The organism is Levilactobacillus zymae DSM 19395 (assembly GCF_001434115.1).
In the GTDB taxonomy this organism is placed as follows: domain Bacteria; phylum Bacillota; class Bacilli; order Lactobacillales; family Lactobacillaceae; genus Levilactobacillus; species Levilactobacillus zymae.
Genome location: NZ_AZDW01000050.1, coordinates 13730 through 25290 on the forward strand (window position 1 = coordinate 13730; position 11561 = coordinate 25290).

11 protein-coding genes are annotated in these 11561 nt (G+C 55.0%); 6 read left to right on the forward strand and 5 right to left on the reverse strand.

Annotated features, from left to right (window positions below):
* Positions 1 to 3: 3 nt before the first annotated feature.
* The 3 genes from FD38_RS10475 (at position 4) to FD38_RS10485 (ending at position 2642) form a co-directional block, all read left to right on the forward strand.
* Positions 4 to 1170, forward strand: a complete 1167-nt coding sequence (locus tag FD38_RS10475; protein WP_057733985.1) for an NEAT domain-containing protein — start codon at positions 4 to 6, stop codon at positions 1168 to 1170.
* Between the two features lies 1 nt (position 1171).
* Positions 1172 to 1699 carry an NEAT domain-containing protein gene (locus FD38_RS10480; RefSeq protein WP_057733987.1) on the forward strand — a complete coding sequence of 176 codons (528 nt, stop codon included), beginning with the start codon at positions 1172 to 1174 and terminating at the stop codon, positions 1697 to 1699.
* A 469-nt stretch (positions 1700 to 2168) separates the two neighbouring features.
* Entirely contained in the window at positions 2169 to 2642 is a 474-nt protein-coding gene (locus FD38_RS10485; protein WP_147007826.1) for a hypothetical protein, read from the forward strand.
* A 100-nt stretch (positions 2643 to 2742) separates the two neighbouring features.
* Here FD38_RS10485 and FD38_RS10490 read toward each other — a convergent pair whose 3' ends face one another.
* Positions 2743 to 4644 (reverse strand): heavy metal translocating P-type ATPase, encoded by a 1902-nt coding sequence (locus tag FD38_RS10490; RefSeq protein ID WP_057733991.1) that lies wholly within the window; start codon positions 4642 to 4644, stop codon positions 2743 to 2745.
* Positions 4645 to 4887: 243 nt separating this feature from the next.
* Here FD38_RS10490 and FD38_RS10495 point away from each other — a divergent pair, with 243 nt between their 5' ends.
* Positions 4888 to 5850, forward strand: coding sequence for a hypothetical protein (locus FD38_RS10495; protein ID WP_147007825.1), 963 nt, complete (start codon positions 4888 to 4890; stop codon positions 5848 to 5850).
* An 87-nt stretch (positions 5851 to 5937) separates the two neighbouring features.
* Here the strand turns inward: FD38_RS10495 and FD38_RS10500 are convergent, their stop codons facing one another.
* Entirely contained in the window at positions 5938 to 6492 is a 555-nt protein-coding gene (locus FD38_RS10500) for a ferritin-like domain-containing protein (protein WP_057733995.1), read from the reverse strand.
* A 19-nt stretch (positions 6493 to 6511) separates the two neighbouring features.
* Complete coding sequence (locus tag FD38_RS10505) at positions 6512 to 6739, reverse strand: heavy-metal-associated domain-containing protein (RefSeq protein WP_057733996.1); 228 nt, start codon at positions 6737 to 6739, stop codon at positions 6512 to 6514.
* Positions 6740 to 7078: 339 nt separating this feature from the next.
* Here FD38_RS10505 and FD38_RS10510 point away from each other — a divergent pair, with 339 nt between their 5' ends.
* Positions 7079 to 8251: an MDR family MFS transporter gene (locus tag FD38_RS10510; protein WP_057733998.1), complete on the forward strand. Its 1173-nt coding sequence runs from the start codon at positions 7079 to 7081 to the stop codon at positions 8249 to 8251.
* 158 nt (positions 8252 to 8409) lie between these two features.
* On the opposite strand, the gene FD38_RS10515 is transcribed toward FD38_RS10510, so the two are convergent.
* On the reverse strand, positions 8410 to 9159 hold the full coding sequence (locus tag FD38_RS10515) for a nitroreductase family protein (RefSeq protein ID WP_057733999.1): 750 nt from the start codon (positions 9157 to 9159) through the stop codon (positions 8410 to 8412).
* A complete protein-coding gene (nrdI, locus tag FD38_RS10520) occupies positions 9152 to 9625 on the reverse strand; it encodes a class Ib ribonucleoside-diphosphate reductase assembly flavoprotein NrdI (RefSeq protein WP_057734001.1) in 474 nt (157 codons plus the stop codon). The genes FD38_RS10515 and nrdI overlap by 8 nt, the downstream gene beginning before the upstream one ends.
* Before the next feature lie 350 nt (positions 9626 to 9975).
* On the opposite strand from nrdI, the gene FD38_RS10525 reads away from it, so the two are divergent.
* Positions 9976 to 11496: an ABC-F family ATP-binding cassette domain-containing protein gene (locus FD38_RS10525; RefSeq protein ID WP_057734003.1), complete on the forward strand. Its 1521-nt coding sequence runs from the start codon at positions 9976 to 9978 to the stop codon at positions 11494 to 11496.
* The last annotated feature ends 65 nt before the right edge of the window (positions 11497 to 11561 follow it).

Sequence of the window (11561 nt, forward strand, 5' to 3'; positions counted from 1 at the left end):
AGTATGTTGTTTAAAAAGGTATGGGTCGGTCTCGCGGTAGGGCTGTTGAGCCTATGCGGCCTAGGCGGGATGACCGCCCAAGCCCAGACCACCACCCTAACGGCGGGCACCTACACCGTGCCGACCACGGTGGTGCAAGACCATGCGGGCCAAGCCACCACCACGCCATCGACGGCCGCTCAGTATTTTGGCAAACAAGCGACCGTTACGGTGAAGAAGGGACAGTATCACATCGCCCTCCCCGTGACGGCTAGTGCGCAAAAGTTGTTGCAAAGCGTCACGGTCGACCAAAAACCGGCGACTCTCGCTGCGGGGAACCTAACGTTTACGGTCCCCCAGACCCAGGCCACGTTACCGGTGACCTTTAACGTGGCGGTGCCGGGAACGGGGGCCATGACCACCCAGGCTTGGTTAAAGTTCAGCTGGGACCAAGCGGCGACCACGACCGCAGACTCGTCCGCGGCCCAATCCAGTTCGACCACCAAGCAGGCGGTTAAATCCGCGGCAACGACCAAGCCAACTGCCGCGACTAAGACTAGTCAGACCACCAAAGCCACTAAGGCCACTAAAGCCACTAAAGCCGTCACGCCGGCCGTAAAAGCCGCGAAAACATCAGCGACCGCGACCCAAGGGTGGACTTACCGGGTCCTGCAGGCCAATGGTAAATCCGTTTCGGCGGCCAACAAATTTTATACCCATACGGCCGTGATTCACCGGGTGGGCGACCACTATCAGGTCCAACTGGCGGTCAAGTATGCTAAGAACTCGGGGATGACGCAAAGCGGGTTTAAACCCCTGACCACGAACGGCGAAGCGGCCCAAAACGTGGTCTACGGGACCAGCGGTAACTATTACACGGTGTCGTACACCTTTGACGTGCCGACGTTAGCCACCCTGAATCACCGGATCAAGGGGACGGTTCACGTGGTAGTGCCGACCGTGGGCATCAAGCAGACGTTTACGGTCCAGTTCCAATTTAGCCATCACGGAAACGTCACGGCCGGCACCCAAGCGGCCGCGGGTACGCCGACCGCCACCACTTCGGCGGCCCATCACGCAGCAACGGGGCAACGCCTGCCCCAGACGAACGACCAATCCGCCATCGGGGCCACGTTCTTAGGGCTCTTGGGCCTCATCGTTGGCGGTCTATTCTGGAAACGGGGGAATTAATATGCGTCAAAAATGGCTTTTAACCATCGCGGTTCTGGCCTTAAGCACGGTGGGTCTCGCGACCACGGCGCAGGCCAAGTCGGTGTCGTATTCCGCACTGACCTACGGCACGTCGAAGACTTCGATGGCCAGCAAGTATTTCGTTAAGCCGGCTAAGGTGACGGTCAAGAACGGCAAGTACCGGGTGACCATGCACCTCAAGACGGCCAAGACCCTGGGTAAATACCCGGTCCAGGTGATCAAAGTCAACGGCCACGCGCCGCAAAACGTCCGCAAGGTCCGTGATAAGGCCGGTAATTCGAACGTCTACTACACGTTTACCGCGAAGAACCTGAAAAAGAAGATCAACGCGAATTTGTCGATCAACGTGTTGCACGTTTACCAGGCCAAGCACGCCATCACCTTCAAGTTTAAGGCCTCGCAATTGCCCAAACTCAAGGCGAAGAGGGCCCACACCGCAACGATAACGGCCCAGGCGGCTAGTCAGGTCAGTTCGGCAAAAAAAGGGCTGACACTACTGCTGCCGTAGCGTCATCTAGCAGTAGTGAGGCCCCGGCTGCGTCATCATCGGCAACGGCCAGTTCAGCAACAACGGCCAACCATCACCCGGCGACGACCTCGTCGACCGAAGCGGCCGCCGCGACTAGTTCAACGTCGACGGCGCCCACGATCGACCATACCCGCCAGGATTTAAAGGACCAGGGCGCCTCAGCGGGAGCTGGGACTAAATGGCTCCTGGGGGGCGGTATCGTTGGTGTTATCGTGCTGGTCAGCGGGGTGAGCTGGTTCGCCCGGCGACACTAAGCATTATGAGATTAGGCGTTGAGAAATTATTTCTCAACGCCTTTTTAATAGGGAGCGATGGAAGGAAAAGGATTGTGATATGATGATGTTGGGGATTAAAGGTTCTGCCTAGGCGTGATGTTGTTTAGGTGAGCCCGGTTAGCCCTAAAATAGAAAGGGGATCTTAGTGAATGAAGCGGGGAATCAAGTTAATCTTGTTAGTAGCCATGTTTTTGTTAGCGACGGGCGCGTTAAGTACGACCGCCCAGGCTAGTCGTGTTGGGTATTCGTATAGTCGCTTACCCAAGGGAATGGTAGGAAAATGGTATACATACACGAATTTTGGGTACGGGAAAAAGAAGTTTTATAAGGTACACCTGACCAATAAAAATTTACGTAAATATAAAAAGCATAAGGTTTATGTCGGTAAGAAGGCAATGAAAACGGCTAAGTATTGGACGGCCGAAAAAACCAAAAAAATCCACGGTTACCATTGGATTTGGGTGTACGGTTGGCAACAATCTGCCGGTGCGGGGGATTACTATAACCTACATAAGTTTGGCAAGCACCAGGTTTTGACTGTCGCTGGTGGGGCAGGTGTCTGGGGTAGCACGCATTATTACCGTAGTAAGGCCGTGGCTAAAAAACTGGCAGCTAAGCGTTATCCGGGCTTTGTTTACGATAACTAAACAGCGAAGAATCTAACTGATTTAGGTCAGCTCACGCTATTCAAAAAAGAGGTCATCCGTTCTGAAAATAGAACGGGTGACCTCTTTTGCGAGCAGTAGATTAGTTCGTTGCAAGCTGTTGCTTCGTGACGGGCTGTTGTTTGGCGACCCGGGGATGGTAGCCAATCAGCCGCATAGCGTTGAAGATTACGACCAGGATGGAGGCTTCGTGGACGAACATCCCACTGGCCATGTAGATGTAACCGTAGACTAAACCAATCAGCAGGAAGGCCACGGTCATAATGGCGATGGTGATGTTTTGCTTGGTGTTAGCGGACGTCTTCCGGGCTAACCCCACCGCGTGATTCAAAGCGGTAAAACTGGACTGCATCAGGACCACGTCGGCGGTCTCGATGGCCACGTCGGTCCCGCCACCCATGGCGATTCCGATGTTGGCGGTGGCTAACGACGGACTGTCGTTGATCCCGTCACCCACGAAGGCGACGTTGCGGCCTTGGTCCTGGAATTTCTTAACGAAGGTCACCTTGTCGGCTGGTAAGAGGTCGGCGTGGACTTCGTCAATGGCTAATGAGGAAGCAACGGCGTCCGCGGTGGCTTGGTTATCCCCGGTCAGCATGACCAGGTGCTTGATGCCTTGGCGTTTCAGCGCGGTTAAGGCGGCCGGAACTTCTGGACGAATCTGGTCAGCGACTCCTAAGATGTAGGCCAGCTTGCCTTGGTACCCCACTAAGACCGTGGATTGACCGTCGTCTTGCATGGTGTGGAGGTCGTTGAGTTGGGCGGCCGTCAACGAAATGTCGTTTTCGGTCAGTAACTTGGCGTTGCCGACGTAAAGGGGCGCGCCCTGCCAGGTCCCAATCATGCCGCGACCCTTGACGGTTTCGGTGGTCATGGTCCCGGTATTATCGGTGAGATGGGCGTTTAGGTGCTGGACGATGGCCTGAGCCAACGGGTGGTCGGAGGTCTGTTCGACTTGGGCGACCCCGGCTAATAAGGTGCGGTCGGTGGTGTAGCTTTGCGTGTTGGTGACGGTCATTTTACCGGTGGTTAGGGTCCCGGTCTTATCGAAGACTAACGTGTCGACTTTGGCGAGGCTGTCGACCACGTCGCCCCCCTTGATCAGAATCCCGTTCTTGGCGCCGTTCCCGATACCGGCAACGTTGGAGACGGGGGCACCGATGACCAAGGCCCCGGGGCAACCCAAGACCAGCACCGTGATGGCTAACCGGAGATCACGGGAGAAGACGAAGACCAGAATGGCGATGACTAAGACCGCGGGGGTGTAGTATTGTGCGAATTTGTCGATGAACTTTTCGGCCGGGGACTTAGTGTCTTGGGCTTCTTCGACCAGTTCGATGATTTTGGCAAAGGTGGTCTCGTCACCGACTTGGGTGGCTTTGATCTGGACGGTACCACTTTCGACAATGGCGCCGGAGAAAACAGAGTCACCGGATTGCTTGTTGATGGGTCGCGATTCACCGGTGATGGAAGCTTCATTGACGTAGCCGGAGCCGCTGGTGACCGTCCCGTCGACGGGGACTTGGCCGCCGGCTTTAACGATGACCACGTCGCCTTCGTCGAGATCGTCGACGTCGACTTCACTGGTGGTTCCGTTAGCGGTTAAGAGGGTCGCGGTGGTCGGGGCCATGTCGGTCAGCGACTTGATGGCGCCCCGCGTCTTGGCCAGGGTCTTTTGTTCCAGGTAGGACCCGAAGAGAAAGAGGAAGGTCACGATGGCGGATTCTTCAAATTCACCGATGGCAAACGCCCCGATGACGGCGATGCTGACCAGAAGTTCGATACTGAAGACCTTGGCCTTTAACGCGCTAATGGCCCGTAAGACGATGGGCGCCGCGGCAATCACCGAAGCGATGATCCAGGCGGTGTTGGTGAGGTAACCCAGGTGGACGAACCAGGTGTTGAGAAACCCGAGAATGATGAGGCCGGCCGACCAGAAGGTGATCGGGGTGGTGTGTTGGTAGATATAACGTTGAATTACCATGTAAATCGTTCCTTTCTAACGTGGGGGATTGGGTAAGTTGTTTCCTTAGTTGATGAATTCATTATGCACGAGAAACGCGCCCGTTAACTTGACGTGAATCAAGTTGGCGAGAAAATTATAGAAAAAAGGTCGGCCGCGACAAAGCTCATGGAAAGTCACGGGTAACTCTGCAAGTAGAGTAGTTCTTGAATCAACCATTTATGGTCTGTATAATTTCTCGTGAAACAGAAAGGAACTTCATTTATGCGAAGACAATCTCCCCGGCCTTCTGCGCGCCATCGGGCGTTGCGCATTGCCGGAATTCTCCTGACGCTGATTGTGGTGTTTGCGTTGGGGCAACACTTTAATCGCACCACGACGACCGCCAAACGTAGTCACGCCCCTAAAGCCGAAAAGGTCGAAAAATCTAGTCCCCAGGTTGCTAGTTCGACGACCGCTAGTTCTAGTGTTCAGGGGGTCGCCACGACCCCTAAGACAGCGGATCAACACCTCACCCGAGTTCTTAGTAATTTGACCCAAATTGCGGGGGAAAACGCCGAGACCCGTTCGGGCGGCCGCACCACCTACTCGCGTTTCTACCAGACGCAGGGGACCTGGTACTGGGAAATGACGGCAAACACCCAAAACGCGCCGGTCGAGGTGGCGAAGGTCACGGGAGCGACCCAAGACGGGCGTCTCTTGAAACTCGACATGACCAGCCAGGTCTATCATCCGGATCAGACCTACAGGCTGGAATTTCAATGGTTGGATCGCGCGGCCGGCGAATACAAATTACATACCACGTTTGAAAACATCGACGGTAACTACACCATCGGGGAGACCGAAGACGTGGCCGATGCCGAAAATGATACGGCTTCGATGAGCTGGACGTTGGGCAGTGGTGAGGGCATCGAGGACGAGTCGACGCGGACCGATAACGGCGCGACGACTTATTCCGATTTCACCCAAGACGATGATGGCGATTGGTACTGGACCCTGTCTTCGGATAAGCGGGGCAACGTGGAATTCGGTAAGGTTACCGATATTCAAACGCAAGACGGGGTACCGGTGGAATTACGGATTCAAAGTAAGCTCGATAAGTCTTACGGCACCACCTACACGGTCCACGTCAGTTATAACGACGATTTGACCAGCTACCACCTGGTGACGGCGCAGGACAACATTAACGGGAAATACACGATCGACGACTATTCAACTGACGATTAATGGCAGTCAAAAAGCGTCCCCACTTCCAAAACGGAAATGGGGACGCTTTTTGTGGGGACCTAGCTCGCAGTCTAGATTCGCAATGCCTTAATCTTCGTCGTCATCATCGTCTTCTTCGTCCAGACCATCGCGGGCATCGTTGCCCAAGACGGCTTGCAGTTCGCGGATGATGTGGTTGTTGGTTCCCCGTAAGCTGACCAGGAAGGCGGCTAACGCTGGCCGTTCTTCGTTTTCAGCTAACTTGATGGCCCGGTCGATGAAGAGGTTGTGGGTGTCGGCGTCGTGGACCAGTTCACTGACTTGGTCTTCGGCACTGAGGTACTTCTTGGCGCCACTTTCGTTTAACATGTTGTAGTCGTGAAATTCTTGGGTGGTGGTCGAGACGATTTCGCCTTCGTCCAGGAGCAGTTCGCCTAACGCGTCGAATTGTCGACGGTAGGTGGCGATGTAGTCGTTCAATAAGGTCCGGACGCTCAGGGCTAACGGCCCCTTGACCGACCAGCGGACCTGGTGGAACTTCACAATGGAGATGTGCAGGTTGGCCAGGATGTGGTTGGTCATGGCGCCGGCCGTTGGGACGTGGTGGTCGTGGTCGGTTTGGGCTTGTTCGGCAGCGTAACGGTCTTCAATCGATGTGGTCATAAGAAACTTCCTTTCTGAATTAGAGGGCTTTAACTTTAGAACTCTTCACTTCGTAGCCAAGGTCGGTGACCACGTTGGCCAGGTCATCGGCGGAGGTTTGACTGTCGTCAAATTCGGCTTTGATCTTGCTGGCGTTGAACAGAACTTTGACGTTTTGGACCCCGGCTTGGTGGCTCAGGGCGCCTTCAATCTTGGTCATGCAAGATGGGCACGTCAGATCGCCTAACTTCATCGTTACTTTATTCATTATGAATTCCTCCTGTCTTGATTACAAAACCTAGTATACGGGCCGAGCGCCGAAGAAAACTTGACTCAAATCAAGTTAGCGCCAAAAAGGTGATTTTTTTAGTTGGGCCCAATTTTATACATGAAATTCATAAATGAATGTCGACCAATAAACATGCACTTCCCTGCAAACTGATGGACTAGTTTGCAAGAACGCAGTGATACCGGGTATCCATGACAACTAATATTCCCCCTAAGCTAATCAGGGGGTCGGGGGGATTGTCGGGGTTAGGTGTTTTAGTTTGGCGCGAGATATGCGACAATGAGCCATGGAATCAAAGAATAAGCGAGGGAAATATAAATGTGGAAAACCAAGCAAGAAGTCAGTTTGTTGGGGATCCTGGCTGCGACCTTACTGTTAAACGCCGCGGCGGCCTGTATGTGGCCGTTGACCACGGTGTATATGCATAATCAGCTGCATCAAAGTTTGACGTTAGCCGGCATCGCACTTTTGGGGATGTCGTTGTGTATGATTTTAGGCAACTGGCTGGGGGGCTGGTTGTTTGACCACTGGTCACCGTTCAAGTCGGCGTTGATTGGGACGCTGTGTTCGTTGATCCCGATGGTCACGTTGATTTTCTTTCACGGCTGGCCGATTTTCGGGATTTTACTGTTATTCATTGGTCTGGGCGACGGGGTCGTGATGACCGTGGTCAACTCGTTCGCGGCCAACGTGAAGAGTATTGCGAGCCGTAAAGTGTTCAACTACCTGTATATCGGGATGAACTTGGGGGTCGTGATTGGGACCCTGATGGTGGGGTACCTGATGGATCACGGGGTCGTGTTAGTCTTCATCGTGGCGAGTCTCTTCTACTTAGTCTTACTGGTGGTCCTGCTGGCCGACTTCAACGTGCAGTTGACCACCCAGCAGCACGAACGGGAACAGGGGCCCATCAAGCCGGCGCATATTCGGCTGATTTGGCTGATTGCGGCGATGGTGTTCTGCCTGTACCTGAGTTACACTCTGTGGGAAAGCGTGATTTCGGTCCACATGGTCAACCTGGGGATTTCGTTTGAAAAGTACAGCCTGTTGTGGACGTTAAACGGCTTAATGATCGTCTTTGGGCAACCGTTGGCTAACCGCATCGGCGCCAATTTCAAGATGAGCCACCAGATTTTTGCGGGGACGTTGGTCTTTATCCTGTCGTTCCTGTTGCTGGTCTTCGACCGGACCTACACCATGTTCGTGGTTACGATGGTGATCTTGACGCTGGGTGAAATGACCGGATTTCCGGGGATGCCGGCGTGGATCGATAGCCTGGCCGGTGATAACGACAAGGGAAAATTCCAAGGTATCTATAACATGGCGATTTCCTTTGGCCGGGCGATTGGGCCCCTGTACGGTGGGCTATTGATCGAGTACAGCAGTTACCAAATGTTGTTCTGGTCGGTCACCTTACTGATGCTGATTTCGCTGGGGGCAGTGATGCTGCATAACCGGCAGATTCAGCGGCGCCGGATTAAACAGGATTAAGTGAAGGTCTAAATTTGATTTTCTCAGCTATGGTGCCGAAATGTGCGCCCAATGGCAGTTTGTTCCACGTAATTTAAAAGTGACCATTATTCCCAATGCGGGAATAATGGTCACTTTTGCGTTGATTTTCATAAACGTTGTTTGGTGGATTCTCTTGGTTAGTCCTGCAAAAATCCCTGTTGCTTCAACGCCGCCAAAATTCCCGCCCGTTGCTGCGGGTCGCGACCCAGTTCGGTGGCGAGGTGGTGGGTGAAGGTTTCTTCCCGTTGATTGGTGGTCCGTTGTTGGTAGTAGTGTTTCAACAACGCATCGTAGGCCACCACCTGAGAATCAGCCGCCGTGATTGGACGGTAGGTGTTCGAAAAGTGCATCAGCTCTTGCGGTAGGCGGGGCTTGTGTTCCGGTTGTTCGGCCGGGTGTCCGATGGCCAGACCCAGGACGGGGAAGGTCAGTTCCGGAAGTTCGAACAACTGAATTAGCCGGGGCACGTCGTTGAGGATACTGCCCATGATGGTGCTACCCAGGCCCAGACTTTCACCCGCCGTGACCACGGCTTCCGTGGCAATCGTGGCGTCGAAAATGCCGGCCAGCAGTTTGTCGGTACTGTGAAGGTTGGCCGCCGTCGTGGGCGTTTTGGGGACCAGTTCCTGGTTACGGTACTGGTCGACCAAAAAGATGAAGTAGTGACCGGCCTGTTCTAACCAATGGTGGCCGGTGATGTCACCTAGCACGGCCAACTTGGCGGGATCGGTGACGCTGAGAATGCTATATTGTTGGGAAAACGTGCTGGTCGGCGCGTGTTGGGCGGCCGTGACCAGCGTGGTGATTTCTTCGGCGGTCAACTTTTCGGCGGTGAAACGGCGAATGCTGCGGTGGGCCAGCAACGTGGCCAAAGTGGGATTAGTCATCGTTGGACACTTCCTTCATCCGGGCGACCATGGCCTGGTAGACCCGTTTTTCGTCGGCCGGCACGCCGCGTAATTCGTAGTTAGCGATGAACGGCGCGTCGAACTGCTTGGCGTAACGTTTGGCGGTCAGACAGTACTGTTCGTTAAAGTTGCGGTTCCCGCTGCCCACGACGCCAACCAGGTGCTGGGCGTTGTTGCCAAAGGCGATGTATTCGCCTAAAACGTTGGTCATCAGTTCCTTGACGCCGTTGTCGATGCCGTTGCCGCCATTTAAGTAGGTCGGCACGAAACAAAAGTACGGGGTGGTTTCGGGCGTCAGATCGCTGGCGTCGCTAATTTCGGTGGCTTCGATGGTCGGTTGGGCACTGTCCGCGTCGTGCTGGGCCTGCGCGTAATCCGTCAGGTGTTCCACGAAGTTGCGGGTGTTGCCCTCGATTGAAATGAATAAAATCCGTAGTGGTTGCATATCTAGTCCTCCGGTCATGAGATTAGTTCCAGTGTACTCGGATTCGCCGGAAAATGCGCGTGGAAATCTTGGCCGCGCTTGCCAGACCAAAATGACTATGGTATCCTGTAAGCATTCTAAGAAAGAACGAGGTATTTCCGCCGATGCGCAACTAAGTAGACTCGATTGTTAGACTCCTGTGTCACCCGTCAAGGGGCGCAGTGGGTTCTCAATGGAGACTGCTGGTTCCGTCGGCTGGGGGTACGTTTAACCACCAGTGGACGCCGTTTTCGTTAGGAAAACGCGGTCACTTTTTTTGTGTCCGCATAAGTTGACCCGCAGTCGCCACGCACTTAAAGGGGGACGACTTTTTGACACAACTTTATTTAAACGACATCACTAAAACCGTAGCGGGCCAACCGCTCTTCACCACCACCCAACTGACCGCGCAGACCGGCGACCGGGTGGGCATCGTCGGCGCTAACGGGGCGGGCAAGACCACCCTGGCGCAGATTATCGCCGGGACCGATCGGGACTTTACCGGCCAGCGGCAAGTGGCCGCGCCCGTGATCCGGGTCGCTCAGATTGCGCCGACGCAGGGCCAATCCGGTGGCCAAAGCATGTTGACGCGGGTCCGCCGTGCACTCGCGCAACGGCCCGAAATTCTGATTCTCGACGAACCGTCCGCCAACCTGGACGACAATCACCAAGCCTGGTTAAGTCAGGCTCTCGGCCATTTCGACGGCCTGCTCCTCTTGATTTCTCACGACCGTGACCTGTTGCAACGGGTCGCCACCAAGCTCTGGGTGGTCGATCAGGGGACCTTCACCCAGTATAACGGGACGTTTGCTGCCTACCAGACGGCTAAGCAGCAGCGCGACGCCAACGACTTGACCCAGTACCAGAACCAACAAAACGAGCGCCGCAAGCTCCAATTAGCGGCCCAAAAGAAGCGCGAAAAGGCTCACCGGGTGCGTAAGGGTAACCGCAAGATGAGCGCCGCGGAACGGTCGAACTCCCGGACCCTGCGTGAGCAAAACGCCGGCCGCCTGGAACGCAACGCTCACGACTTGGCCGCCCGAGCAGCCCAGCAGGTCACCACCGCCAAGCCGCACACCAGCGCGGGCATCAAGTTGGTGGCCACCGACCTGCCACCGGTGACGGGCAAGTATTTGGTCAACGTCAGCGACCTGACCTTGAAGCGGGGCAAACACCAGCTGTTGACCAAGGCCTCGCTGCGGATCCGGCCCGGTGAACGGGTGGCGTTGACCGGGCCGAACGGTAGTGGCAAGTCGACGTTATTGGACGCGTTATTGGCCCACCACGCGCAGACCCACCTGGCGGCCAGTGCGCGCATCGGCTATTTCTACCAGGACATGACCGCCTTACCCGTCGATCTGACCGTTTGGCAAGTGATGCAGAAAGCGACCGCGCTGGACGCCGACCGGACCCGCCAGGTCATGGGGGCCTTTGGCTTAGACGCCAAGTTCTACGACCGGCTGGTGGGCGACCTGAGTGGGGGCGAGCAGGTGAAACTCCAACTGCTGAGCATTTTGGTCAGCGCCAGCAACCTGCTCCTCCTCGATGAACCCACCAATTACCTCGACTTACCGGCGCTACAGGCCCTGGCCGACTATCTGGTGGGGTATCCGGGTACCGTGTTGTTTGTGGCCCACGACCAGACCTTCCGTCAGCAAGTCGCGACCCGCACGGTCCAGCTGACCGACCAGCAGTTGATCGATCCCCAGCAAACGGCGCAGGGGGTCCCGGCCAGTGATCTTCCCCGGTTACGGTTTGAGTACGACCGCTTGATGTTGGATCCGACGGCTGACACCGCCAAACTTCGAGAATTACGGGAAAAAATCGCCGCTACCCAGCATGAAAACGGTTAACCTTAACTTTTTGCAAAAAAACACTTACGAGGAAAAATTTTTTCTGGTAGAGTAATCCATTGTGT

What these genes read in the sequence shown, in the direction of transcription:
- FD38_RS10475 (WP_057733985.1), top strand. Translation starts at nt 4, where the DNA reads ATGTTGTTTAAAAAGGTATGGGTCGGTCTCGCGGTAGGGCTGTTGAGC.
- FD38_RS10480 (WP_057733987.1), top strand. Translation starts at nt 1,172, where the DNA reads ATGCGTCAAAAATGGCTTTTAACCATCGCGGTTCTGGCCTTAAGCACG.
- FD38_RS10490 (WP_057733991.1), bottom strand. Translation starts at nt 4,644, where the DNA reads ATGGTAATTCAACGTTATATCTACCAACACACCACCCCGATCACCTTC.
- FD38_RS10495 (WP_147007825.1), top strand. Translation starts at nt 4,888, where the DNA reads ATGCGAAGACAATCTCCCCGGCCTTCTGCGCGCCATCGGGCGTTGCGC.
- FD38_RS10500 (WP_057733995.1), bottom strand. Translation starts at nt 6,492, where the DNA reads ATGACCACATCGATTGAAGACCGTTACGCTGCCGAACAAGCCCAAACC.
- FD38_RS10505 (WP_057733996.1), bottom strand. Translation starts at nt 6,739, where the DNA reads ATGAATAAAGTAACGATGAAGTTAGGCGATCTGACGTGCCCATCTTGC.
- FD38_RS10510 (WP_057733998.1), top strand. Translation starts at nt 7,079, where the DNA reads ATGTGGAAAACCAAGCAAGAAGTCAGTTTGTTGGGGATCCTGGCTGCG.
- FD38_RS10515 (WP_057733999.1), bottom strand. Translation starts at nt 9,159, where the DNA reads ATGACTAATCCCACTTTGGCCACGTTGCTGGCCCACCGCAGCATTCGC.
- nrdI (WP_057734001.1), bottom strand. Translation starts at nt 9,625, where the DNA reads ATGCAACCACTACGGATTTTATTCATTTCAATCGAGGGCAACACCCGC.